The sequence below is a fragment of the Rubrivivax benzoatilyticus JA2 = ATCC BAA-35 genome (assembly GCF_000190375.1).
GTDB lineage: Bacteria > Pseudomonadota > Gammaproteobacteria > Burkholderiales > Burkholderiaceae_C > Rubrivivax > Rubrivivax benzoatilyticus.
This window is the reverse complement of the sequence record NZ_AEWG01000076.1, coordinates 97,307-122,029: the sequence shown is the minus strand read 5'-3', so window position 1 is coordinate 122,029 and position 24,723 is coordinate 97,307. Positions and strand designations below refer to the sequence as shown.

22 protein-coding genes are annotated in these 24,723 nt (G+C 70.5%); 6 read left to right on the top strand and 16 right to left on the bottom strand.

The genetic code is table 11. The features are described from left to right. Positions 1-47: 47 nt before the first annotated feature. Positions 48-1,088: a phosphate ABC transporter substrate-binding protein PstS gene (gene pstS / locus RBXJA2T_RS09595; protein WP_009857157.1), complete on the bottom strand. Its 1,041-nt coding sequence runs from the start codon at positions 1,086-1,088 to the stop codon at positions 48-50. Positions 1,089-1,282: 194 nt separating this feature from the next. Here pstS and RBXJA2T_RS09590 point away from each other — a divergent pair, with 194 nt between their 5' ends. Then, positions 1,283-1,774, top strand: coding sequence for a fasciclin domain-containing protein (locus RBXJA2T_RS09590; RefSeq protein ID WP_009857156.1), 492 nt, complete (start codon positions 1,283-1,285; stop codon positions 1,772-1,774). A 78-nt stretch (positions 1,775-1,852) separates the two neighbouring features. Here the strand turns inward: RBXJA2T_RS09590 and glmM are convergent, their stop codons facing one another. The 4 genes from glmM to RBXJA2T_RS09570 form a co-directional block, all read right to left on the bottom strand. Further along, entirely contained in the window at positions 1,853-3,187 is a 1,335-nt protein-coding gene (gene glmM / locus RBXJA2T_RS09585) for a phosphoglucosamine mutase (RefSeq protein WP_009857155.1), read from the bottom strand. Between the two features lie 62 nt (positions 3,188-3,249). Continuing rightward, entirely contained in the window at positions 3,250-4,107 is an 858-nt protein-coding gene (folP, locus tag RBXJA2T_RS09580) for a dihydropteroate synthase (protein ID WP_009857154.1), read from the bottom strand. A 235-nt stretch (positions 4,108-4,342) separates the two neighbouring features. Further along, positions 4,343-6,247, bottom strand: a complete 1,905-nt coding sequence (ftsH, locus tag RBXJA2T_RS09575) for an ATP-dependent zinc metalloprotease FtsH (RefSeq protein WP_009857153.1) — start codon at positions 6,245-6,247, stop codon at positions 4,343-4,345. 140 nt (positions 6,248-6,387) lie between these two features. Continuing rightward, positions 6,388-7,068: an RlmE family RNA methyltransferase gene (locus RBXJA2T_RS09570; RefSeq protein WP_029718806.1), complete on the bottom strand. Its 681-nt coding sequence runs from the start codon at positions 7,066-7,068 to the stop codon at positions 6,388-6,390. Between the two features lie 21 nt (positions 7,069-7,089). Between RBXJA2T_RS09570 and RBXJA2T_RS09565 the strand changes: the two genes are divergently transcribed. After that, positions 7,090-7,563, top strand: a complete 474-nt coding sequence (locus tag RBXJA2T_RS09565; protein ID WP_009857151.1) for a YhbY family RNA-binding protein — start codon at positions 7,090-7,092, stop codon at positions 7,561-7,563. Here the strand turns inward: RBXJA2T_RS09565 and RBXJA2T_RS09560 are convergent. From RBXJA2T_RS09560 to carA, 4 genes are all read right to left on the bottom strand, one after another. Continuing rightward, a complete protein-coding gene (locus RBXJA2T_RS09560) occupies positions 7,541-7,981 on the bottom strand; it encodes a DUF4149 domain-containing protein (RefSeq protein WP_009857150.1) in 441 nt (146 codons plus the stop codon). The two genes, RBXJA2T_RS09565 and RBXJA2T_RS09560, sit on opposite strands and share 23 nt — an antisense overlap. A 2-nt stretch (positions 7,982-7,983) precedes the next feature. Then, complete coding sequence (gene greA / locus RBXJA2T_RS19780) at positions 7,984-8,445, bottom strand: transcription elongation factor GreA (RefSeq protein ID WP_081467617.1); 462 nt, start codon at positions 8,443-8,445, stop codon at positions 7,984-7,986. 100 nt (positions 8,446-8,545) lie between these two features. Continuing rightward, positions 8,546-11,791, bottom strand: coding sequence for a carbamoyl-phosphate synthase large subunit (gene carB / locus RBXJA2T_RS09550; RefSeq protein WP_009857147.1), 3,246 nt, complete (start codon positions 11,789-11,791; stop codon positions 8,546-8,548). Between the two features lie 3 nt (positions 11,792-11,794). Continuing rightward, positions 11,795-12,949 carry a glutamine-hydrolyzing carbamoyl-phosphate synthase small subunit gene (gene carA, locus RBXJA2T_RS09545; protein WP_009857146.1) on the bottom strand — a complete coding sequence of 385 codons (1,155 nt, stop codon included), beginning with the start codon at positions 12,947-12,949 and terminating at the stop codon, positions 11,795-11,797. Between the two features lie 313 nt (positions 12,950-13,262). Here carA and RBXJA2T_RS09540 point away from each other — a divergent pair, with 313 nt between their 5' ends. Beyond that, complete coding sequence (locus RBXJA2T_RS09540) at positions 13,263-13,958, top strand: Bax inhibitor-1/YccA family protein (protein ID WP_009857145.1); 696 nt, start codon at positions 13,263-13,265, stop codon at positions 13,956-13,958. A 63-nt stretch (positions 13,959-14,021) separates the two neighbouring features. Here the strand turns inward: RBXJA2T_RS09540 and rlmD are convergent, their stop codons facing one another. The 5 genes from rlmD to surE form a co-directional block, all read right to left on the bottom strand. Next, entirely contained in the window at positions 14,022-15,443 is a 1,422-nt protein-coding gene (gene rlmD / locus RBXJA2T_RS09535; RefSeq protein ID WP_009857144.1) for a 23S rRNA (uracil(1939)-C(5))-methyltransferase RlmD, read from the bottom strand. 30 nt (positions 15,444-15,473) lie between these two features. After that, positions 15,474-16,436 (bottom strand): RNA polymerase sigma factor RpoS, encoded by a 963-nt coding sequence (rpoS, locus tag RBXJA2T_RS09530; protein ID WP_009857143.1) that lies wholly within the window; start codon positions 16,434-16,436, stop codon positions 15,474-15,476. Positions 16,437-16,455: 19 nt separating this feature from the next. Continuing rightward, positions 16,456-17,307, bottom strand: a complete 852-nt coding sequence (locus tag RBXJA2T_RS09525; RefSeq protein WP_050801753.1) for a peptidoglycan DD-metalloendopeptidase family protein — start codon at positions 17,305-17,307, stop codon at positions 16,456-16,458. Positions 17,308-17,375: 68 nt separating this feature from the next. Continuing rightward, entirely contained in the window at positions 17,376-18,188 is an 813-nt protein-coding gene (locus tag RBXJA2T_RS09520) for a protein-L-isoaspartate(D-aspartate) O-methyltransferase (protein ID WP_009857141.1), read from the bottom strand. A 139-nt stretch (positions 18,189-18,327) separates the two neighbouring features. Then, entirely contained in the window at positions 18,328-19,095 is a 768-nt protein-coding gene (gene surE / locus RBXJA2T_RS09515; protein ID WP_009857140.1) for a 5'/3'-nucleotidase SurE, read from the bottom strand. A gap of 96 nt (positions 19,096-19,191) precedes the next feature. Between surE and RBXJA2T_RS09510 the strand changes: the two genes are divergently transcribed. The 3 genes from RBXJA2T_RS09510 (at position 19,192) to RBXJA2T_RS09500 (ending at position 23,261) form a co-directional block, all read left to right on the top strand. Beyond that, entirely contained in the window at positions 19,192-20,172 is a 981-nt protein-coding gene (locus RBXJA2T_RS09510; protein WP_009857139.1) for an NADPH:quinone oxidoreductase family protein, read from the top strand. A 76-nt stretch (positions 20,173-20,248) separates the two neighbouring features. Further along, positions 20,249-20,986 (top strand): LuxR C-terminal-related transcriptional regulator, encoded by a 738-nt coding sequence (locus RBXJA2T_RS09505; protein ID WP_009857138.1) that lies wholly within the window; start codon positions 20,249-20,251, stop codon positions 20,984-20,986. 37 nt (positions 20,987-21,023) lie between these two features. Further along, positions 21,024-23,261: a sensor histidine kinase gene (locus RBXJA2T_RS09500; protein ID WP_009857137.1), complete on the top strand. Its 2,238-nt coding sequence runs from the start codon at positions 21,024-21,026 to the stop codon at positions 23,259-23,261. A 3-nt stretch (positions 23,262-23,264) separates the two neighbouring features. Here RBXJA2T_RS09500 and RBXJA2T_RS09495 read toward each other — a convergent pair whose 3' ends face one another. After that, the gene (locus tag RBXJA2T_RS09495) at positions 23,265-23,510 is read right to left on the bottom strand and encodes a hypothetical protein (protein ID WP_009857136.1); all 246 of its coding nucleotides are present in this window, start codon (positions 23,508-23,510) and stop codon (positions 23,265-23,267) included. A 10-nt stretch (positions 23,511-23,520) separates the two neighbouring features. Further along, complete coding sequence (locus tag RBXJA2T_RS09490) at positions 23,521-24,723, bottom strand: geranylgeranyl diphosphate reductase (protein WP_009857135.1); 1,203 nt, start codon at positions 24,721-24,723, stop codon at positions 23,521-23,523.

Below are 24,723 nucleotides of genomic sequence, written 5' to 3'. Positions count from 1 at the left end.
CCAAGAGGAGCTCCGGTTCCCTGGTGACGTGACGATCGGACAGGCGATTACTTGAAGGCGATCGCCTTGCCGGCGCCGTCCTTCAGCTCGGCCGCCCACTGCTTGCGGATCAGGTCCTTGACCGAGGCCGGCAGCGGCACGTAGTCGAGTTCCTCGGCCATCTTGTCGCCGTTGGTGTAGGCCCAGTCGAAGAACTTCAGCGAGGCCGCCGCGCTGGCCGGCTTGTCCTGCGCCTTGTGCATCATGATGAAGGTCGCGCCGGTGATCGGCCAGCTGTCCTTGCCGGGCTGCTCGGTCAGCACCTGATAGAAGCTCTTGGCCCAGTCGGCACCGGCGGCGGCGGCCTTGAAGGCGGTGTCGTCCGGGGCGACGAAGCTGCCGGCCTGGTTCTTCAGCAGCACGTGCGCCATCTTGTTCTGCTTGGCGTAGGCGTATTCGACGTAGCCGATCGAGTTCGGCAGGCGCTGCACGAAGGCCGAGACGCCTTCGTTGCCCTTGCCGCCGGCGCCGGTCGGCCAGTTCACGGCCGTGCCTTCGCCGACCTTGGCCTTCCACTCGGCGTTCACCTTCGACAGGTAGTTGGTGAACAGGAAGCTGGTGCCGGAGCCGTCGGCGCGGCGCACCGGGGCGATCTTGGTGTCGGGCAGCGACACGCCCGGGTTCAGCGCGGCGATCGCCGGGTCGTTCCACTTCTGGACCTTGCCCAGGTAGATGTCGCCCAGCACCTGGCCGGTGAGCTTGAGCTGGCCCGGCTTGATGCCGGCGACGTTGACCACCGGCACGACGCCGCCGATCACCGTCGGGAACTGGATCAGGCCGTCCTTGGCGAGCTCGGCGTCGGCCAGCGGTGCGTCGCTGGCGCCGAAGTCGACGGTCTTGCCGCGGATCTGGCGCATGCCGGCACCCGAGCCCACCGACTGGTAGTTGATGCGCACGCCGGTGGCCTTGTTGTAGGCGTCGGCCCACTTGGCGTAGATCGGGGCGGGGAACGAGGCGCCGGCGCCGGTCACGTCCTGGGCCCAGGCGAAGGAGGTGCCGAGCGCCATCGTGGCGGCCAGCGCGATACCGCGGGACAGATTCAGAGTCATCGATTGCACCTTGTGGAGGGTGGGGTGAGGTCCTGACGTTCGGGCTGGACTCTAGAAAGGCTTCGTGACGGCGCTGTGACACCTGCCGAAAGGACTGTCATCGACGCGATCCCGTCACGCGGAGGTCACGGGAACGTCACGAACGCCGCCTAGCCTTGCGCCGGACGATTTCCCTTCAGACCGGAGACCTTTCGATGACCCGCACTCCCCGCCTCTTTCTCGGCGCCCTGGCGCTGACCGCCTCGGCCTGGCTCGCCGGTTGCGCCACCACGCCGGCGCCGACGACGATCGCCGACACCGCGGCGCGCACGCCCGAGCTGTCGACGCTGAACCGCCTGATCCAGGAAGCCGGCCTCGCCGACACGCTGCGCGGCGCCGGCCCGTACACCGTCTTCGCGCCCAGCGACGAGGCCTTCAAGGCCGTCCCGGCCAAGACCATGGCCGAGCTGTCGACGAACAAGGAACTGCTGAAGTCGGTGCTCGGCTACCACGTGCTGCCGGGCAAGGTGACGGCCGCCGAGGTCAAGGACGGCCAGGTCGCGACGCTGCAGGGCGCCAAGGTCGCCGTCTCGCACGCCGGCGACTTCGTCACCGTCGACGAGGCGCTGGTGCAGAAGGCCGACGTGCCGGCGACCAACGGCGTGATCCACGTCGTCGACCGCGTGCTGATGCCGCCGAAGAAGTGATTGAAAAGGGCCGCCCGAGGCGGCCCTGTCGCACGATGACGAGCCGCCCGGCCTCCCGGCCCGCGGCTCGTCGTGCGTTCAGCCGCGCACGGCGGCCGCGGCCAGGCGCTCGGCGCAGCGGCGGCCCAGTTCGCCGTCGCGCGCCTCGACCATCACACGCAGCACCGGCTCGGTGCCCGAGGCGCGGATCAGCACCCGGCCACCGTCGCCGAGTTCACGCTCGACGGTCTCGCGCACGTCCTGCAGCGCGGCGTTGCGCGTCCAGTCGCTGCCCTCGGGCAGGCGGACGTTGAGCAGCGTCTGCGGGAACAGGTCCACGCCTTCGAGCAGCGCGGCCAGCGGCCGGCCGGCGCGACGCACCGCCTGCAGCACCTGCAGCGCGCTGACGATGCCGTCACCGGTGGTGTGGCGGTCCAGCGCCAGCAGATGGCCGGAGCCTTCGCCGCCGAGCTGCCAGCCGCGCGCGGCCAGTTCCTCGAGCACGTAGCGGTCGCCGACCTTGGCGCGCACCATCGGCACGCCGCGGCGCTGCAGCGCCTGCTCGACGGCGATGTTGGTCATCAGCGTGCCGACGACGCCCGGCACCACCTGGCCCTGCGTCAGGCGGTCGTGGGCCAGCACGTACAGCAGTTCGTCGCCGTTGTAGAGCCGGCCCTGGGCGTCGACCATCAGCAGCCGGTCGGCGTCGCCGTCCAGCGCCACGCCGTAGTCGGCGCAGTGCTCGGCGACGGCCGCCACCAGCGCCTTCGGCGAGGTCGCGCCGACGCCGGCGTTGATGTTCAGGCCGTCGGGCTCGCAACCGATCTTCACGACCGTGGCGCCGAGCTCGTGGAAGACGTCGGGGGCGACGTGGTAGGCGGCGCCGTGCGCGGCGTCGACGACGATCTTCAGCCCGCGCAGCGACAGGCTGTGCGGCACGGTGCTCTTGCAGAACTCGATGTAGCGGCCGCTGGCGTCGGCGAGGCGGCGCGCCTTGCCCAGACCGGCGGAGTCGACCCACTGCGCCGGCTCCTGCAGCGCGGCCTCGACCTCGCGTTCCCACTCGTCGGGCAGCTTCTCGCCGGCGGCGGAGAAGAACTTGACGCCGTTGTCGGCGAACGGGTTGTGCGAGGCGCTGATGACGACGCCCAGATCCAGCCGCAGCGCGCGCGTCAGGTAGGCGACGCCGGGGGTCGGCAGCGGGCCGCTCAGCAGCACGTCGACACCGGCCGAGGCAAAGCCGGCTTCCAGCGCCGACTCGATCATGTAGCCCGAGATGCGGGTGTCCTTGCCGACGAGCACCGTCGGGCGTGCGCTGCTGCGGCGCAACACGCGGCCGACCGCGTGGCCCAGGCGCAGCATGAAGTCCGGCGTGATCGGGGCGCGGCCGACGGTGCCGCGGATGCCGTCGGTGCCGAAATAGGTTCTGCTCATGGGGTGATTGTCGCGGTTGGCGGCGGCGCCCGGCGCCCCCGCAAGCGTGGATTTGAGCCGGCTCAGGCGGCCGGGCGGCGGCAGCAGGCCACCGCCGACCAGACCTTGAGCGCATCGACGGTGGCGCCGACGTCGTGCACGCGCACGATGCGCGCCCCGCGCTCGACGGCCATCAGCGCCGCGGCGACGCTGGCCGCCAGGCGCTCGCCGGCCGGCCGGCCGGTCAGCTGGCCGAGCGTGCCCTTGCGCGACCAGCCGACCAGCAGCGGCATCTGCAGGTCCAGCAGCTCGCGCTGGCGCGCCAGCAGCTCGAGGTTGTGCGCGGCGGTCTTCGCGAAGCCGACGCCGGGGTCCGCGGCGATGCGCTCGCGCGCGATGCCGGCGGCCTCCAGCGCGGCCGCCCGCTCGCGCAGGAAGCCGGCGACCTCGGCGACGACGTCGTCGTAGTCGGTCAGCGACTGCATCGTGGCCGGCTCGCCGCGCATGTGCATGACGCAGACGCCGGCCGTCGGGTGCGCCGCCACCGCCTCGAGGGCACCGGGGCGCAGCAGCGAGCGCACGTCGTTGACGATGTCCGCCCCGGCCGCCAGCACCGCGCGCATGACCTCCGGGCTGCTCGTGTCGACCGAGACCGGAACGCCCAGCGTCACGGCGTGGCGCACCACGGGCAGCACGCGCGCCAGTTCCTCGTCGACGCCGGGCGCCACCGAGCCGGGCCGGGTGGACTCGCCGCCGATGTCCAGGATGTCGACGCCCTGCTCGACCAGCGCGTCGCAGTGCGCCCGGGCCGCGTCGGCGTCACGGTAGCGCCCGCCATCGGAGAACGAGTCGGGCGTGGCGTTGACGATGCCCATCACGCGCGGGCGCGACAGGTCGATGCGGAAACGTGCGGTCTGCCAGACGGTGGCGGAAGCGGACATCCTGGGTGGAGCGGTTGAGTCGTCGAGAGAGGCAGTGTGCCTTGGTGGCGCGGAGGCGGGACGGGCCGCCGAACTCAGGGGTCAGGTCTCGGCCGAACTCAGGGGTCAGGTCTCACGAGACCTGACCCCGTTCTTCAGCTGGGGTCAGGTCTCGTGAGACCTGACCCCGAATGCCGGCGCTCAGCGGAAACGAACGCGGGGCCCGAAGGCCCCGCGTTCCCGGCGTCGTGCGAGCTCAGACCGTCGCCGGCGTGCCGTCCGGATGCGCCGGCGGCGTGGTGCCGCCGCCCTTGTTGGCCGACGGCGTCCAGTCCTTCGGCGGGCGCGGCGGCTTGCCGGACATGATGTCGTCGATCTGCTCGGCGTCGATCGTCTCCCACTCGAGCAGCGCCTGGGCCATCGAGTGCATCTTGTCCTGGTGGTCCTCGATCAGCTTGCGCGCAACGACGTAGCGCTCGTCGATGATGCGGCGGATGACCTCGTCGACCTTGCGCATGGTCTCCTCGGACATCGTCGTCGTCTTGGTCACCGAACGGCCGAGGAAGACCTCGCCTTCGTTCTCGGCATAGACCATCGGGCCCAGCTCGTCGGTCATGCCGTAGCGCGTGACCATGTCGCGCGCGATCTGCGTCGCACGCTCGAAGTCGTTGCTGGCGCCGGTGGTCATCTGGTTCATGAACACCTCTTCGGCGATGCGGCCGCCGAACAGCACCGAGATCGTCGACAGCATGCGCTCCTTGTCCATGCTGTAGCGGTCGCCTTCGGGCAGCTGCATCGTCACGCCCAGCGCACGGCCGCGCGGGATGATCGTCACCTTGTGCACCGGGTCGGTCTTGGGCAGCAGGCGCGCGACGAGCGCGTGGCCGGCCTCGTGGTAGGCGGTGTTCTTGCGCTCCTCCTCGGGCATGACCATGGACTTGCGCTCGGGGCCCATCATGATCTTGTCCTTGGCCTTCTCGAAGTCGACCATCTCGACGACGCGGCCGTTGCGGCGCGCAGCGAAGAGGGCCGCCTCGTTGACCAGGTTGGCCAGGTCGGCACCGGAGAAGCCCGGCGTGCCGCGTGCCAGGATGTCGGCACGGATGTCCTGGCCGACCGGCACCTTGCGCATGTGCACGTTGAGGATCTGCTCGCGGCCGCGCACGTCGGGCAGCGTCACGTAGACCTGGCGGTCGAAACGGCCCGGGCGCAGCAGCGCCGGGTCAAGGATGTCGGGCCGGTTGGTGGCCGCCATCACGATGACGCCGAGGTTGGTCTCGAAGCCGTCCATCTCGACGAGCATCTGGTTCAGCGTCTGCTCGCGCTCGTCGTTGCCGCCGCCCAGGCCGGCACCGCGGTGGCGGCCGACGGCGTCGATTTCGTCGATGAAGATGATGCAGGGCGCGCTCTTCTTCGCCTGCTCGAACATGTCGCGCACACGCGCCGCGCCGACGCCGACGAACATCTCGACGAAGTCGGAGCCGGAGATGCTGAAGAACGGCACCTTGGCCTCGCCGGCGATGGCCTTGGCCAGCAGCGTCTTGCCGGTTCCCGGAGGGCCGACCAGCAGCACGCCGCGCGGGATGCGCCCGCCCAGCTTCTGGAACTTCTGCGGGTCCTTCAGGAAGTCGACGAGTTCCTTGACCTCTTCCTTGGCCTCGTCGCAGCCGGCGACGTCGGCGAAGGTGGTCGAGTTGTTGGCCTCGTCGAGCATGCGCGCCTTGCTCTTGCCGAAGCTGAAGGCGCCGCCCTTGCCGCCGCCCTGCATCTGGCGCATGAAGTACACCCAGACGCCGATCAGCAGCAGCATCGGGCCCCAGCTGACGAGGATGCTCATCAGCACCGAGGGCTCCTCGCGCGGCTTGACGTCGAACTTGATGCCGTTGTTGATCAGGTCGCCGACGAGGCCGCGATCAAGGTAGGTCGCCGTGCTGCGCAGGCGCTTGTCGTCCGTCGTCGTCGCGATGATCTCGGTGCCGCCGCCGGGGTTCTCCTGCAGCGTGACCGACTTGATGCGCTTGCTGCGCACTTCCTCGAGGAAGTCGGAGTAGCCGATCTGGTTGCCCGCCGCCGCCCCCCGGTCGAACTGCTTGAAGACGGTGAAGAGCACGAGGGCGATCACCAGCCAGACGGCGACCTTGGAAAACCACTGATTGTTCACCGCGGCTCCTTCTCCAGTTCAACGGCGCGGAAGGCCACCACGCGGGCCAACCGAATTCCACGGTAGGTGGGGATCATTCTATTCGACACAAGGGTATGGGCCTGGACGAGAAAAACCGGGTGAAACACCACCGGACAGCGTCATTTTCCGCTGTCGGCGACGCCCTTGCCGTTCTTGGGGCCGATGCCGACCAGAAAGGTCTCGGCCGACTTGTCGCGCGAGGCCTTGGGCTTGATCGGCTTGACGACGCGAAAGCTGTCCTTGAAGAGCTTGACGAGCTGGCTGTAGCCGCTGCCGTGGAAGGCCTTGCAGACCAGCGCCCCTTCGGGCTTGAGGTGCTGGAGCGCGAACTCGACCGCCAGTTCCACCAGGTGCGCGATGCGCGCCGCGTCCGACACCGGAATGCCCGACAGGTTGGGCGCCATGTCCGAGACCACGATGTCGACCGGACGGCCGGCGAGCTCGGCGGCCAGGCGGGCGGCGACCTCGTCCTCGCGGAAGTCGCCCTGCAGGAAGGTGACGCCTTCGATCGGCTCGAAGTCGAGGATGTCCAGCGCGATGATCGTGCCGTCGAGCGCGCCCGCCGCGGCGCCTTCGGGTGCGAAGCGGCGGCGCAGGTACTGGCTCCAGGCGCCGGGCGTGGCACCCAGGTCGACGGCCACCTGGCCGGGCTTGATCAGCCCGAGGGCCTCGTCGATCTCCTTGAGCTTGTAGGCGGCACGCGAACGATAGCCGTCGCGCTGGGCTGCCTTCACGTACGGATCGGTCAGGTGATCGTGCAGCCAGGCTCGATTGACGCGTTTGCTCTTCGATGATTTCATTCGTCGGTCGATAATACGGCGATGCCCGCCATTGAACTCACGCCTGCCGAGCGCAAGCAACACCGCGCCGACGCCCACCACCTCGACCCGGTCGTCCTGATCGGAGCCGACGGCCTGACCCCCGCGGTGGTCAAGGAGACCGACGCGGCGCTGAACGCCCACGGACTGATCAAGGTCCGCATCTTCTCCGACGACCGCAACGCCCGTGCGGCGATGATGGCCCAGCTGGCCGGCGAGCTGAACGCCGCGCCGGTGCAGCAGATCGGCAAGCTGCTGGTGCTGTGGCGCCCGATCCCGGCCAAGGAGAAGACCGAGCGCGAGGACCGCAAGCCGGGGCCGCGTGTCGTCAAGCTGGTCAAGTTCTCCAAGAGCGGCAACCACCGCGCGACGGTCACGAAGGTCAAGGTCTATGGCAACCAGCGGGTCACCGCCGGCGGCCAGATCAAGCGCGTGAAGCCGCGCGCCACCAGCGTCAAGAAGAAGGTCTCGGACTGAGCGTCGCGCGCCAGGCCAGCACCATCACGAGGATGCACTTGAGCGCGTAGAACGCGCTGCTGATCGCATGCAGGGCGCCGAACGACAACGGCCCCTGCCCCAGGCGCGCCGCCGGCATCATCGGCTGGATGACGAAGTAGCCGGCGACGGTGCAGAAGATCGCACCCAGCGCCAGGCCGAAGCCCCACGAGAACTGCGCGCCGCCATCACGCCGCACGCAGGCACGCTCCAGCAGCACCATCACGACGCCCAGCGCGAGGCTGGTATAGGCTTCCTGCGCCAGCATGCGCGCGGCCAGCCGGCCGGCGTCGGCCTGCGGCAGCAGCGCGAACCCCGCCGGCGTTGCCAGCAGCGCGACGCACAGCAGCCAGCCGGCCCACAGGCCCGGCAGCAGGCGACTCCAGCGCTGCAGCGCCATCGTCAGAGGTACTTCACCTCGACGATCTCCCAGTGCCTGACGCCGCCCGGCGCCTGCACCTCGGCGACGTCGCCGGCCATCTTGCCGATCAGCGCGCGCGCGATCGGGCTGCTGATCGAGATCCGGCCTTCCTTCAGGTCGGCCTCGTCGTCACCGACGATCTGGTAGGTGACCTCGGCCCCGGTGTCCTCGTCGGCGAGGTCGACCGTGGCGCCGAAGACGACCTTGCCGCCGGCGTCCAGCGCCGACGGGTCGATGACCTGGGCCGCGGCGAGCTTGCCCTCGAGCTCCTTGATCCGGCCTTCGATGAAGCCCTGCTTGTCCTTGGCCGCGTCGTACTCGGCGTTCTCGGACAGGTCGCCCTGGGCACGAGCCTCGGCGATGGCCTGGATGACCGCATGGCGCTCGACGGTCTTCAGGCGTTGCAGTTCTTCCTTCAGCTTTTCGGCGCCGCGCCGGGTCAGGGGGGATGGTGGCCATGGTGAGCGTCTTGTGTTCGGACAAAGTGAATCCGCCGCAGGGGCCCGGTCGGGCGCCTGCGGCGGATCAGCGAAGGGCCGGAGTCTAATTCAGTTCCGCGTGCAATTCCTGCAGCGAAAGCACTTCGAGGTCATCCTGGTGCTTCAGCGCCTCGGTGGCCGCCTCGCTGCCGGCCATCGTCGTGTAATAGGTGACACGATTGGCCAGAGCCGCCGTACGGATATAACGCGAATCGGCAATCGCCGTGCGCGTTTCGTCCACCGTCGTGAAGACGAGTTGCACCTCGCCGGCCTTGACCTTGTCGGCAATGTGCGGGCGGCCGTCCTTGACCTTGTTGACGAGCTTCACCGGCACGCCGGCGTCGGCGATCGCCTGCGCCGTGCCCTTGGTGGCGAGCACCTCGTAGCCGAGGTCGACCAGATCGGCGGCGACCTTCACGGCGCGCTGCTTGTCGCTGTTCTTCACCGTGATGACGACCGTGCCCTTCTCGGGCAGGCGCGAACCGGCGCCGAGCTGGCTCTTCAGCATCGCCTCGCCGAAGGTCCTGCCGACGCCCATCACCTCGCCGGTGGAGCGCATCTCCGGGCCGAGGATCGGGTCGACGCCGGGGAACTTGTTGAACGGGAAGACCGCTTCCTTGACGCTGAAGAACGGCGGCACGATCTCCTCGCCGATGCCCTGCTCGTCCAGCGACCGCCCGGCCATGCAGCGCGCGGCGATCTTGGCCAGCGGGCGGCCGGTGGCCTTGCTGACGAAGGGCACGGTGCGCGAGGCGCGCGGGTTCACCTCGAGCACGTAGACGACGGCGTCGTCGCCCTCGCCCTGGACGGCGAACTGGGTGTTCATCAGGCCGACGACGCCCAGCGCCTTGGCCATCGCCGCGGCCTGGCGGCGCATCTCGTCCTGCAGCGCCGGCGACAGCGAGTACGGCGGCAGCGAGCAGGCCGAATCGCCGCTGTGGATGCCGGCGGCCTCGACGTGTTCCATGATGCCGCCGATCAGCACCTTGCCCGTCGCGTCAGCGATGCAGTCGACGTCGACCTCGACGGCGTCGTCGAGGAAGCGGTCGAGCAGCACCGGGCTCTTGTCGCTGACCTTGACCGCCTCGCGCATGTAGCGCTCGAGGTCCTTGTCGCCGTGCACGATCTCCATCGCGCGGCCGCCGAGCACGTAGCTCGGGCGCACGACCAGCGGATAGCCGATCTCGTGGGCCAGCGCCAGCGCCTGCTCCTCGGTGCGCGCGGTGCGGTTGGGCGGCTGCTTCAGGCCGAGCTCGTGCAGCAGCTTCTGGAAGCGCTCGCGGTCCTCGGCGATGTCGATCGAGTCGGGCGTCGTGCCGATGATCGGCACGCCGGCGCGCTCGAGGTCCAGCGCCAGCTTCAGCGGCGTCTGGCCGCCGTACTGGACGATGACGCCGACCGGCTTTTCCTTGTCGACGATCTCCAGCACGTCTTCCAGCGTCACGGGCTCGAAGTACAGGCGGTCGCTGGTGTCGTAGTCGGTCGACACGGTCTCCGGGTTGCAGTTGACCATGATGGTCTCGTACCCGTCCTCGCGCATCGCCAGCGCCGCGTGCACGCAGCAGTAGTCGAACTCGATGCCCTGGCCGATGCGGTTGGGGCCGCCGCCGAGCACCATGATCTTCTTCTTGTCGGTGGGCTCGGCCTCGCACTCCTCGTCGTACGTGGAGTACATGTAGGCGGTCTGCGTCGCGAACTCGGCGGCGCAGGTGTCCACGCGCTTGTAGACCGGGCGCACGCCCAGTTCGTGGCGGCGCGCGCGCACCGCGTGCTGGTTCGTGCCCAGCAGCTTGGCCAGACGCTTGTCGGAGAAGCCCTTGGCCTTCAGCCAGCGCAGCTCGGCGGCCGACAGCGCGGCCAGGTCGGCACGCGCGGCGACCTGCTGCTCGGTGGTCACCAGGTCCTGGATCTGGGCCAGGAACCACGGGTCGACCGCGGTCTCCTCGAAGACCTCGTCCAGCGTCATGCCGATGCGGAAGGCGTCGGCCAGGAACAGGATGCGCTCGGGGCCGACGTTGCCGATCTCGTCGACGATCTCGTCGCGGTCGGTGCTGCGCTCGGTCAGGCCGTCGATGCCGGTCTCCAGGCCGCGCAGCGCCTTCTGGAAGCTCTCCTGGAAGGTGCGGCCCATCGCCATCACCTCGCCGACGGACTTCATCTGCGTCGTCAGGTGCGGGTCGGCGGCGGGGAACTTCTCGAACGCGAAGCGCGGGATCTTGGTGACGACGTAGTCGATCGAGGGCTCGAAGCTGGCCGGCGTCGCGCCGCCGGTGATGTCGTTCTTCAGCTCGTCGAGCGTGTAGCCGACAGCCAGCTTGGCCGCGACCTTGGCGATCGGGAAGCCGGTGGCCTTAGACGCCAGCGCCGACGAACGCGACACGCGCGGGTTCATCTCGATGACGATCAGGCGGCCATTGTTCGGATTGACCGAGAACTGGACGTTGGAGCCGCCGGTGTCGACGCCGATCTCGCGCAGGATCGCGATCGACGCGTTGCGCATCAGCTGGTATTCCTTGTCGGTCAGCGTCTGCGCGGGCGCCACGGTGATCGAGTCACCGGTGTGGATGCCCATCGGGTCGAGGTTCTCGATGGAGCAGACGATGATGCAGTTGTCCGCACGGTCGCGGACGACTTCCATCTCGTACTCCTTCCAGCCGATCAGCGACTCCTCGATGAGCAGTTCCTTGGTCGGCGAAAGGTCGAGGCCGCGCTTGCAGATCTCCTCGAACTCCTCCGGGTTGTAGGCGATGCCGCCACCGGTGCCGCCCATCGTGAAGCTCGGGCGGATGACCATCGGGAAGCCCGTGCCGCCGATCTCGGACTGGATGCGCCGCTGCACCGCGAGCGCTTCCTCCATGCTGTGCGCGATGCCGCTCTTGGCCGATTCCAGCCCGATGGCCGTCATCGCGTCCTTGAACTTCATGCGGTCTTCGGCCTTCTCGATCGCGTGCTCGTTGGCGCCGATCATCTCGACGCCGTACTTGGCGAGCACGCCATGGCGGTGCAGATCCAGCGCGCAGTTCAGCGCCGTCTGGCCGCCCATCGTCGGCAGGATCGCGTCGGGGCGCTCCTTGGCGATGATCTTCTCGACGACCTGCCAGGTGATGGGCTCGATGTAGGTGACATCGGCCATCTCCGGGTCGGTCATGATCGTCGCCGGGTTGCTGTTGACGAGGATGACCTTGTAGCCCTCCTCGCGCAGCGCCTTGCAGGCCTGGGCGCCGGAATAGTCGAACTCGCAGGCCTGGCCGATGATGATCGGGCCGGCGCCGATGATGAGGATCTTGTGGATGTCGTTGCGCTTGGGCATGGGTCAGGCTCTCTCTTGCATCAGCGCCACGAAGCGGTCGAACAGGTAGCCGATGTCGTGCGGGCCGGGGCTGGCCTCGGGGTGTCCCTGGAAGCAGAAGGCCGGGCGGTCGGTGCGGGCCAGGCCCTGCAGCGTGCCGTCGAACAGGCTGACGTGCGTGGGGCGCAGGTTGGCACCCAGCGTCTTCTCGTCGACCGCGAAGCCGTGGTTCTGGCTGGTGATGCTGACGCGGCCACTGTCCAGGTCCTTCACCGGATGGTTGCCGCCGTGGTGGCCGAACTTCATCTTGAAGGTCTTCGCACCCGAGGCCAGGGCCATGATCTGGTGGCCCAGGCAGATGCCGAAGGTCGGCACGCCGGCGTCGATGATCTCGCGCGCCGCGGCGATGGCGTAGTCGCAAGGCTCCGGGTCCCCGGGGCCGTTGCTGAGGAAGACGCCGTCGGGCTTCAGCTTGAACACCTCGGCGGCCGGCGTCTTCGCCGGCACGACGGTGACGCGGCAGCCGCGGTCGGCCAGCAGGCGCAGGATGTTGCGCTTGACGCCGAAGTCGTAGGCGACGACGTGGAACTTCGCGTCGGTCAGCGTGCCGTGGCCACGGCCGAGCTGCCAGGAGGTCTCGGTCCACTCGTAGGGCGCGTCGGCCGACACGACCTGAGCCAGGTCCAGCCCGGCCATCGACGGCGCGGCCTGGGCGGCGGCGACGGCGGCGGCGATCTCGGCTTCACCGACGACGGTGCCGGGCACGAAGCTGACGATGCAGCCGTTCTGCGCGCCGGTCGTGCGCAGCACGCGCGTCAGGCGGCGGGTGTCGATGCCGGCGATGGCCACCGTGCCCTCGCGCTCGAGGTACTGCGCCAGCGACAGCGTGGCGCGGAAGTTGGAGACGCGCAGCGGCAGGTCCTTGATGACCAGGCCGGCGGCGTGAACCTTGGCGGCCTCGACGTCTTCCTCGTTGACGCCGACGTTGCCGATGTGCGGATACGTCAGCGTGACGATCTGCCGGCAATAGCTCGGGTCGGTGAGGATTTCCTGGTAGCCGGTGAGCGCGGTGTTGAACACCACCTCGCCGACGGTCCGACCGGGCGCGCCGATCGAGGTACCGAGGAAGGTCGTGCCGTCTGCGAGTGCGAGGAGTGCGGGGGGCAGGACGGGCAGCAAGTGAAAAGCTCCGGGATTCGCGCGCCCAGCGCCACCCGGTGAAGGGTGGTCCGAGGGGGAAACCGACGACGGAGTTTCGCTAGGGCTGCGGTGATGGCGGGTAAACCTGCTGAGTATAGCCGATTCGTGGCACCCACCGGTCAACGATCGTGATACAGCCCCGTGGCCGCAGCCGCGGAGGCGGCACTTCCCGCCGCCTGCCCCGCCAGGAGAACAGCCCAGGGCGCCGCGGGGCCATTCGACGAATGACGGAACCTACAATTGCTTTCCGACTCAAAGAGTCGTCTTTGTCACAACCCCCTTCGGAGGTCTGATGGATCGCACTTCGCCCACCTACGGCGGTTTCGCAGGCGGCGGCGTTCTGACCGCGCAGCGCAACCGCGTCCTGCGCAACACCTATGCGCTGCTCGCGCTGTCTCTCGTGCCGACCGTGCTCGGTGCCTGGATCGGCGTCACCACCGGCATCACGGCCAGCCTCGGCATGGGCATGAGCGCGCTGGTCTTCCTCGGCGGCGCGTTCGCGTTCATGTTCGCGATCGAGAAGACCAAGAACTCGGCGGCCGGCGTCGGCGTGCTGCTCGGCTTCACGTTCTTCATGGGCCTGATGCTGTCGCGCATGCTGGCGGCCATCCTCGGCTTCTCGAACGGCGCGTCGCTGATCATGACCGCCTTCGGCGGCACCGCGGCGGTGTTCTTCGCGATGGCCTCGCTGGCCACGGTGGTCAAGCGCGACCTGTCGAACCTGTCGAAGTTCCTGTTCGTCGGCGCGATCCTGCTGCTGGTCGCTGGCGTCATCAACATCTTCGTGCAGTCCAGCGCGCTGATGCTGACGCTGTCGGTCGCCGCGATCGGCATCTTCTCGGCCTTCATGCTGGTCGACGTCAAGCGTGTCATCGACGGCGGCGAGACGAACTACATCAGCGCCACGCTGGCGATCTACCTGGACATCTACAACGTGTTCCAGAGCCTGCTGATGCTGCTGGGCATCTTCGGCGGCGAACGCGACTGACGCTCGCACGAGCAACGAGAACGGGGCCCGAGGGCCCCGTTTTTCTTGTGCGTCGCGGACGCGTCAGCCAGCCTCGGGCGCGACTTCCACCCCGGCGAGCTCCGGCTGCGCCTCGCCCTCGGGGCGCGGGCCGAGCGCCGCCTCGGTGCGCTCGAACACCGCGACGCTCTCGACGTGGGCGGTGTGCGGGAACATGTTGACGACGCCCGCGGCGACGCAGCGGAAGCCCGCCAGGTGCACGATCAGCCCGGCGTCGCGCGCCAGCGTCGCCGGGTTGCAGCTGACGTAGACGATGCGCCGCGGCGGCGTCCAGCCTTCGCGGCCGCGCAGCTCGGCCAGCGACTTGGCGAGCGCGAACGCGCCTTCGCGCGGCGGGTCGACGAGCCAGGCGTCGGCGGCGCCGCTGGTCATCAGCTCGTCGGCGCTCATCTCGAACAGGTTGCGCGCGGCAAAGCTGGTGTTGGCCGCGAGGCCGTTGGCGGCGGCGTTGTCGCGCGCCCGCTGCACCAGCGTCTCGCTGCCTTCTATGCCGTGCACCGCGGCCGCACGCCGCGCCAGCGGCAGCGTGAAGTTGCCCAGGCCGCAGAACCAGTCGACGACACGTTCGTGCGGCTTCGGGTCGAGCAGCCGCACCGCGCGGTCGACGAGCACGCGGTTGATCTGCGGGTTCACCTGCGTGAAGTCGGTCGGCTTGAACGGCATCGTCACGCCGTACTCCGGCAGCGAGTAAGAGAGCTGCGGCCCACCGTCGTCGAGACGGTGAACGGTCTCCGGCCCCTTGGGCTGCAGCCACCACTGCACACCGTGCTCAGCACCGAAGGCGCGCAGCCTGGCCGCATCGCCGGCCGACAAGGGCTCGAGGTGGCGCAGCACCAGCGCGACGACCTCGTCGCCGGCGGCCAGCTCGATCTGCGGCAGGCGGTCTCGCTGCTCCATCGCGCCGACCAGCTCGCGCAGCGCCGGCAGCATCGCGCTGACCTGGGCCGGCAGCACCGGGCACTCGAGCATGTCGGCGACGTAGCGCGACTTGCGCTCGTGAAAGCCCACCAGCACCGTGCCCTTCTTCGGCACGTAGCGCACCGACAGCCGCGCGCGCCAGCGATACCCCCAGGCCGGCCCGTGAACCGGGCGCAGCAGCCGCTCGGGCTTGACCTTGCCGAGATGCCAGAGGTTGTCCTCCAGCACCCGCTGCTTGACGGCGACCTGGGCCGACGGATGCAGGTGCTGCATCTTGCAGCCGCCGCAAGCGCCGGCATGCAAGCCGAAGTGCGGGCAGCCCGGGCGCACGCGCTGCGAACTCTCGCGTGCCAGCGCGGAGAGCACGCCCTGCTCCCACTGGTTCTTGCGCCGCGCGACCTGCACCTGCACGGTCTCGCCCGGCAGCGCGCCTTCGATGAACACCACCTTGCCGTCGGCGCGATGCGCGACGCCCTGGGCCTCGAGGTCGAGCGACTCGACCTGCAGCCAATCCGTACCTGAACTCATGCCCCGATTATCCCGGGCCGGCGCCCCGACTCAGAACAGCGCGTCGCGATCGACGCCACGGCGCATCATGCGGCGCTTGAGCTTGAGCAGGGCTTCCTGCTGGATCTGGCGGATGCGCTCGCGCGTGAGGCCCAGTCGCACGGCCAGTTCCTCCAGCGTCTCGGGCTCGCGATCGTGCAGGCCGAAGCGGCCGGCAAGCACCTCGCGCTCGCGCTCGTTGAGCTCGGCCAGACCGTGGTCCAGCAGGTGCACGGCCTCGCGGCTGAGCGTCAGACCGAGCGGGTCGACGGCATCGTCGTCGGCCACCGTGTCGAGCATCGACTCGCCGCCTTCGCGCTCCAGCGGCATGTCCAGCGAGGTCGGCTGCTCGGCGAGTTTCAGCAGCTCGGCGACCTCGTCGACCGGGCGACCCAGCGCCGCGGCGACCTCGTCGACCGAGACCGGCCGCTCGGCCTCGCCATGGCGCGAAGACTCCAGCGCCCGGCGCGCCTTGAGCACCTGGTTGAGCTCGCGCACGACGTGCACCGGCAGCCGGATCAGCCGGGCCTGGTGCATGATCGCCCGCTCGATGCTCTGCCGGATCCACCACGAGGCGTAGGTCGAGAAGCGGAAACCGCGCTCGGGCTCGAACTTGCCGGTGGCGTGCATCAGGCCGAGGTTGCCTTCCTCGATCAGGTCGATCATCGGCATGCCGCGGCCGACGTAGTGCTTGGCGATGCTGACGACGAGGCGCAGGTTGCGCTCGATCATCGTCTGGCGCGCCGCGAAGTCGCCGGCGCGTGCACGCACCGCGGTCGCGTGCTCCTCCTCGGCGCTCATCAGCGGCGCGCGGCGGATGTCGCGCAGATAGCTCTGCAGCGTGTTGCCGTGCTCGGCCTCGCCGTCGGCGGGCGGCGGGGACGCCGCGAGTTCGGGCGCCTCGGGGGCGGCGCCCGGTTCGAACGTGTCGGAGCCTTCGGCGGGGCCGTCGTGCGCATCGCGCCGCGTGACCATCCGCCCGGCTCCGCGTGCACTACCGCGAGGGCAGCAGCTTCGCCGGATCGACCGGCTTGCCCTGGCGCCGGATCTCGAAGTGCAGCTGCACCCGGTCGGCGTCGCTGGAGCCCATCTCGGCGATCTTCTGGCCGCGGCGCACGACCTGGTCTTCCTTCACCAGCAGCGTCTGGTTGTGCGCGTACGCGGACAGGAAGGTGGCGTTGTGCTTGACGATGATGAGGTTGCCGTAGCCGCGCAGGCCGGAGCCGGCATAGACGACACGGCCGTCGGCGGCGGCGAAGACCGGATCGCCGGCCTTGCCGGTGATCGCTAGGCCCTTGCTGCGCAGCTCGTCGAAGCCGGCGGCCACGTGGCCCGAAGCCGGCCAGGTCCAGTTCAGGTCGTCGTCACCGTCACGCGCGGCCAGAGGCGGCGACGACGGTGCCGGGGTGGCGACCGCGGAGGGCGCGCTCGTCGACGGCGTCGCCGACGACGCGGCGGTCGACGCACCGGAGGCCGGCGCGCCCACCGGCCGGGCCTCGGTGCGGCCCGGCGGCAGCACCGGGCGCACGACGACGGCCGAGGTCTCGGCCGCCGGCGGCACCACGCGCACCACCTGCCCGACCTCGATGCGGTCGGGGTTCTCGAGGTTGTTCCAGCGGGCGATGTCGCGCCAGTTCTGGCCGTTCTCCAGGCCGATGCGGATCAGCGTGTCGCCGGGCTTGACGGCGTAGTAGCCGGGCTTGCCGAGGTTCTCCTGGCCGGGCGGCGGCTTCACTGCGGCGTCGGCGGCGGCGACAGGCGCGGTGCCGCGGCCGCCGCGGTCCTCGACCGGGGCGCGATGCGTCGGGCTGGCGCAGCCGGCCACCAGGGCGGCGAGGACGGCCATCGGCAGCAGGGCGGACGCGGGGCGGCCCCGGGTCACGCGACGATTCAACTCTTGGGGTGCGTCGTAGGTCATGCCGTGCCGGATTTTAGAGGGACGAAATGGACGGCATCGTGAATCTGGCGCCTCAGCCCTTCGGGGCGGCGGTCGACGACGACGAGCACCTGTCCGCCCAGGGCCGGATCGTGCATCGGGGCGACGAGGCGCCCGCCTTCGGCCAGCTGGTCGAGCCAGGCGGCCGGGATGTCCTCGCCGCCGGCGGCGGCCACGATGCTGTCGTAAGGGGCCAGCGGCGCATGCCCGAGGCGGCCGTCGCCGTAGAGCAGGCGCAGGTCGCCGGGCAGGCGCAGTGCGGCCAGGTTCTCGCGGGCCTTGTCGTGCAGCGGCTTCAGACGCTCCATCGAGACGACGCGGCGCGACAGATGCGCCAGCAGCGCCGTCTGGTAGCCGCAGCCGGTGCCGATCTCCAGCACGCGGCCGAGCTGGCCGGCGGCCGCGGCACGTTCGCCGCCGAACAGCAGCGCGAGCATGCGGCCGACCACCGAAGGCTTGGAGATCGTCTGGCCGAGGCCGATCGGCAGGCTGGTGTCCTCGTAGGCCTGGATCGCCAGCGCGCTGTCGACGAAGTGGTGGCGCGGCACCGCGGCAAAGGCGCGCAGCACCGGCTCGCAGCGCAGGCCGTCGGCGTGCAGGCGGGCCACCATGCGCTCGCGCACCGCGGGCGAGTCCAGCCCCAGCCCGCTGGGTGCGACGCGGCGTGCGGCGTCGCGCGCCGCGTCGTGCAGCAGGCGCTGCGGGCGCAGCACGTCGGTGGCCGGCCGCGCCGGTGAACGCGGCTGCACGTGGTGCAGCCCGAGCGGAAAGCGCGGCGGCTTGGTGGTCACCGGGGCACCCCTCGGCCTTCGGCCGGTCCCGCCAGGCGGGAACGAGCCCCGGACAAGTCCTGCGGGCTCGCTGGGGCACCCTTCGGCCTGGCGGCCGGTCCCGCCGAGCGGGAATGAGCCCCGGACATGTCCTGCGGGCTCATGCCAGCGGCACACCCAGCCGGGACGCCCAGGCGCCACGCATCGCGTGGTCGGTGAGGTCGACCTGCAGCGGCGTGATCGACACCGCGCCGTGGGCGACGGCGTGGAAATCGGTGCCTTCGCCGGCGTCGCGCGCGTCGCCGGCCGGGCCGATCCAGTAGATCGGCTCGCCACGCGGGTTGGTCTGGTGGATCACCGGCTCGCTGGCGTGGCGGCGGCCCAGCCGCGTGACCAGGCGCGGCAGCGACGCCGCGTCGGCGCGGTTGGGGATGTTGACGTTCAGCAGCCAGGGCCCGCTGGGCGGGCCGCCGGCGAGCACCTGCTCGACGATGGCCCGTGCCGTCGCGGCGGCGGCGTCGAGGTGGGTCCAGCCCTTCTCCACCTGCGAGAAGGCGATCGCCGGGATGCCGAACAGGTAGCCTTCCATCGCCGCAGCGACGGTGCCCGAGTACAGCGTGTCGTCGCCCATGTTGGCACCCTGGTTGATGCCCGAGAGCACCAGGTCGGGCTTGTGCGGCAGCAGCCCGGTCAGCGCGACGTGCACCGAGTCCGACGGCGTGCCGTTGACGACGCGAAAGCCCTGCACCGGCTCGCCTCGCGCCTCGAACACCGACAGCGGCCGGTTCAGCGTCAGCGCGTTGGAGGTGCCGCTGGCGTTCTGCTCCGGGGCGATGACGTCGATCGTGCCCAGGCCCTCGCAGGCCTTGACCAGCGCGGCGATGCCGGGGGCCAGATAACCGTCGTCGTTGGCGATCAGGATGCGCATCGGAGCATTGTAGGGAGTCGCCCGGACGTCGCCTTCGCGACGGCCTGCCGGTGCCGCGCTGCCTAAGATGCCCGCGGCACTCGACAGGAGACGACGATGAAGGCCTGGCTCTGTGAATCGCTGGACGGCGTGGCCGGCCTGCAATGGCGCGAACTGCCGACACCCGAGCCGGCACCCGGCGAGGTGCGCGTGGCGATCCGCGCCGCGAGCCTGAACTTCCCCGACCTGCTGATCGTCGAGGGCAAGTACCAGGCGCGGCCTGCCCTGCCCTTCGTGCCCGGCGCCGAGTTCGCCGGCGTCGTCGAGGCGCTCGGCGAGGGCGTGACGACGCTGGCCGTCGGCCAGCCGGTGGCCGTGATCGGCACGCATGGCGGCTTCGCCACCCACGCCTGCGTCGACGCCGGCCGGGCGATCGCGCTGCCGCCGGGCTTCGTGCTGGAGGACGCGGCGGCCTTCGCCTTCACCTACGGGACCTCGCACCACGCGCTGATCGACCGCGGCGGCCTCGTCGCCGGCGAGACGGTGCTGGTGCTGGGGGCCGCCGGGGGCGTCGGCAGCGCGGCGCTGCAGATCGCCAAGGCGGCCGGGGCGCGGGTCATCGCCGCCGCGTCCAGCGCCGAGAAATGCGCGCTGTGCCGCGAGCTGGGCGCCGACGCGACCATCGACTACTCGGTGGACAAGCTGCGCGACGCGCTGAAGGCGCTGACCGGCGGCCGCGGGCCGGACCTCGTCTACGACCCGGTCGGCGGCGACCTGGCCGAGCCGGCGCTGCGTTCGATCGCCTGGCGCGGGCGCTACCTCGTCGTCGGCTTCGCCGCCGGCACGATCCCGGCGCTGCCGTGGAACCTCGCGCTGCTCAAGGGCGCGTCCATCGTCGGCGTCTTCTGGGGCGAGTTCGTGCGCCGCGAACCGCAGGCCAGCGCCGCGGCGATCGGCCAGCTCGCGCGCTGGTACGCCGAGGGCCGCGTCAAGCCAGTCGTCGGCGCCCGCTTCGCCCTCGAAGACTTGCCCCAGGCTTACGAACGCATGGCCTCACGGCGCGCCCTGGGCAAGCTGCTGGTCGACTGCGGCAACTGAGGCAGGGGGTGCACCTGTCCGGGCGCGAAGCGAACGCGCTAGGATGACGGCCGAGCGAATAAGGGGGAGGTCGGCTATGGCCGTCAAGGTGCTGATCCTGGAAGACAACCCGGTGGCGCGCAGCTTCCTTTGCCGGGTCGTTCGCGAGAGCTTCAGCGATGCGAACCACATCACCGAGGCCGGCGATCTCGAGTCGGCGCGCCGCCAGATCACGCTGGCCGGCGGCGCCACCGGGCTGCACGGCGTCGATCCGTTCAAGCTCATCCTGATCGACCTGGAACTGCCCGACGGCAACGGCATGGAGCTGCTGGCCGAGCTGGCGCACTACCCGGCGACGAAGATCGTCACGACGCTGTACTCCGACGACGAGCATCTCTTCCCCGCCTTGCAGCACGGCGCCGACGGCTACCTGCTGAAGGTGGACCGCTTCGAGGTCCTGGTCGAGGAGCTGCAGAAGATCGTGCGTGGCCAGCCGCCGCTGTCGCCGGCGATCGCACGCCGCCTGCTGACCCACTTCCGCCAGGGCGCCGGCCCCGACCTGCCGCCGGACAGCGGCTTCGTCAGCACGACCGGCTTCACGACCAGCCGGCCGGTGCCGATGGAGAAGGCGCTGCCCGAGCACGAGCGCCTGACGCCGCGCGAGAGCGAAGTGCTCACCTACCTCAGCAAGGGCTTCACGATCAAGGAGATCGCCAGCCTGATGGGCATCAAGTGGTTCACCGTCAACGACCACATCAAGTCCATCTACAAGAAGCTGAACGTCTCCAGCCGCGCCGAGGCCGCGGTGCTGGCGAGCAAGCAGGGCCTGGTCTGAGCCCGCGGCGGCGCCGCACCGCCGCTGCCCCATCGCCATGACGGAACGTCCCGCCGTCCCCGGCGATTCGAGTTTCGACAACACCCCGCTGGAGCCGGCGCTCGGCGGCGAGCTGCCCGTCCAGCGCCCGGGCTGGCGGCGCCAGCTGCTGGTGCTGCTGGCCGTGGCGGGCGTCCTGGGCATCCTCGCGCTGGCGCGCTGGCTGGCGGCGATCCCGTCGCTGGACATCGTGCTGCTGCCCACCGTCAGCGGCCCGCCGACGGTGCTGTCGACCTCGATCCCGGCGCTCGAGCCGATGGTCGGACGCGCACCGATCGTGCTGCGCAACGCCGACGGCCGGGAACTGCAGGTCGACGAGATGCTGACCGAGCGCTCGCCGCGCTGGCAGGTCGACGACACCATGCGCGCCCAGCTGATCGCCCGGCAGGAGGCGCTGGCCGCGGTGCTCGAGGGCCGCGAGGTCTTCGTCGAGTTCCGCAACGGCATCGAGGTGCCGGTGCCCGCGCGGCCGCGCGGCTACGGCGGCCTCGGGCTGCTGTTCTGGCCGCTCGCCGGGCTGGCGCTGGCCGTCGCGCTGGTCGGCGCCTTCGTCGTGCTCGCCCGGCCCCAGGGGCGCAACCTGCTGTACCTGACGGTCGTGCTGTGCCAGGCAGCGACGCTGCTGATCATCGCCGTCGGCTCGATGCGGGGGCTGGGACTGCCGGCCGGATTCGCCACCCTGGAGCCCATCGCGCGCATGGCGCTGGACCTGGCGACCGGCGCCGCGGTGCTGCACGCCTTCACGCTGCACCCGCGCCCGCTGCCGCACCGGCTGGTCATCGCGGCGGCCGGCTGGCTGCCGGTGCTGCTGCTGCCGGCGCTGGCGCACGCGGGCGGGCTGCAGCAGGTCTGGTGGTGGACCCAGGGCACGATGCTGGCGCAAGGCGCGGCGGCATTGGCGACGATCAGCTGGTCGTACCGCCTGGAGCCCAATCCGTTCTCGGCGGTGCTGCGGCGGCTGGGCTTCATCGCCGTCGGCGCCTTCGCCCTCGTGACGCTGGGCATGGCCGCTGCCGCCGGCACGCCGGGGCCGCCCGGCACGATCGCCGCGGCCGGCTCGCTGATCTGGACGCTGTTCCTGAGCTCGCTGCTGCTGCTGGTGCCCTTTCTGTCGCGCTCGCGGCTGGCGCTGCGCGAGCTCGCGATGCTGGCGGGCATCGGCACGATCGCGATCTCGCTGGACCTGCTGTTCGTCGCCATCTTCTCGCTCGGCCAGCTGACGTCGCTGACGCTGGCGGTTCTGCTGGCGCTGGGGGCCTACACCGTCTCGCGCCAATGGATCCTGAACCAGACGATCGGCGCCGAGGTGCTGACCACCGAACGCAGCTTCGAGCAGCTCTACCGCGTCGCACGCGAGCTGCAGAAGCAGCCGGCACGCTACTCGACGCTGGTCGCCGAGCTGCTGCGCGACCTGTTCGAGCCGCTGGAGGTGCTGCGCCTGGAACGCGACTCGCCGCGTGCCTCGGTCGTCGGCGGCGGCGCCGCGCTGATCGTGCCGGTGCGCGGCGCCCGCGGCGGCAGCCGGCCGCTGTCGCTGGTGCTGCGTTTCGCGCGCCGCGGCCAGCGCCTGTTCTCGCGCGACGACGCGCGACTGGCCGAGCGTGTCGTCGAACAGCTGCGCCGTGCGGTGGCCTATGACCAGGCCGTCGAACGCGGACGCAACGAGGAACGGCTGCGCATCGCCCAGGACCTGCACGACGACATCGGGGCCCGCCTGCTGACGCTGATGTACCAGTCGCCGACACCGGAGATGGAGGACTACATCCGCCACACGCTGCTGGACCTGAAGACCCTGACGCGCGGCCTGGCCGCAGCCGAGCACCGGCTGTCGCACGCCGCGGCCGAGTGGAAGGCCGACCTGACCCAGCGCCTGACGGCAGCCCAGGTGCAGCTCGGCTGGTCGGTGGAGTACGACCGCGACGTCCGCCTGACCGTCGTGCAGTGGTCGGCGATCACGCGCGTGATCCGCGAGCTGGTGACGAACGCGCTGTACCACGGCCACGCCACGCGCGTGGACGTCCAGGTGATGCTTGCCGGCGCGCGGCTGACGCTGGCCGTCAGCGACGACGGCGACGGCCGCGACCCGCAGTCCTGGGCCCACGGCCTGGGCATGGGCGGCGTGCGCAAGCGCGTGAAGCTGCTGGCCGGCGAGGTGCGCTGGCGCGAGAACACGCCGCGCGGCATCGTCTGCGAGGTCCTCGTGCCCGACTTCCAGGCGCCCGAGGAAGACGCCTGAGCCTCAGCGGCGCCAGCGCCGGCGCAGGTCCAGCAGGTGCGCGACGCCGGCGGCGGCCAGGCCGGTGGCCACCCAGGTCCAGGAGGCACCTGACAGGGCCGCCCTGACCGCCAGCATCAGCGCCAGGCCGGCGCAGAGGTTGGCGACGAACTCGCGCGGCGCCAGGCCGCGCCCAGTGCGCGCGTGCCAGACCCAGAGCGCCAGGCCCTCGAGCAGCGTGACGGCGATGACGATGTCGACGAGCGCCACGCCGCCGTCGTCAGACCCGGGCCAGGCCCAGCAGGTGCGCGATGTCCTTGAAGAAGATGCGCACGTGGGCCATCGGCTTGCGCCGCGTCAGCCGCTTGTTCATGTACGAGTCGAAGGTCAGCTGCTGCACGTCCTTGTCCTTGCAGATGCTGACGAAACGCTCGCGGCGCTTGTCGCTGGAGTACCAGAAGCGCTGCATGACGCCGAGGATCCAGAACACGCGGCCGTGCTCGCGCATGAAGTTGCGGCGCGCGCCGGCCAGCGCCTTGGCGTCGCCGGTGCGCAGCATCTCCAGCACCGCCTCGGCGGCGAAGCGGCCGCCGGCCAGCGCGTAGTAGATGCCCTCGCCCGAGGCCGGCGCGACGACGCCCGAGGCGTCGCCGGCGAGCACGACGTCGCGGCCGTTGTCCCAGCAGCGCAGCGGCTTCAGCGGGATCGGCGCGCCTTCGCGGCGGATCGTCCTGCAGTTGGCCAGGCCGGCGTCCTCGCGCAGCTTGGCGGTCGCGTTGCGCAGCGAGAAGCCCTTGTCGGCGCTGCCGGTGCCCACGCTCATCGTCTTGCCGTGCGGGAACACCCAGCCGTAGAAGTCCGGCGAGATCGTGCCGCGGTAGTAGACGTCGCAGCGGTTGGGGTCGTAGTCGGGGTGGCCGGGCTCGGGCGCCTCGATGATCTCGTGGTAGGCGAAGACGTACTCGATCTCGTTGGCGCAGGCGATCTGCTGGCGCGCGACCTCCGAGCGGGCGCCGTCGGCACCGATGATCGCGCGGGCGCGCACCGCGGCCTCCTGGCCTTCGCCGCGCTCGCCCTTGTCGTGCGGGCGGTAGCGCACGATGGCGCAGCCGTCGGTGTCGCGGTCGATGCGCTCGAAGGTGCCGGTGCGGCGCTCGGCGCCGCACTGGCGCGCACGCTCGCGCAGCCACTCGTCGAAGTGCTCGCGGTCGACGAGGCCGACGTAGCCGTTCTCGATGTGGATGTCCACCTTGACGTCGCTCGGCGAGATCATCCGGGCGCACAAGGCCTTGGCGACGATCAGCTCGTCGGGAATGCCGAAGTCGCGGATCGCGCGCGGCGGAATCGCCCCGCCGCAGGGCTTGATGCGGCCGGCACGGTCCAGCAGCAGCACGCTGCGGCCCTGCCGCGCGATCTCCGTGGCCGCCGTGGCGCCAGCCGGACCGCCGCCGACGACGACGACATCGAAGGTCTCCAGTTGCAT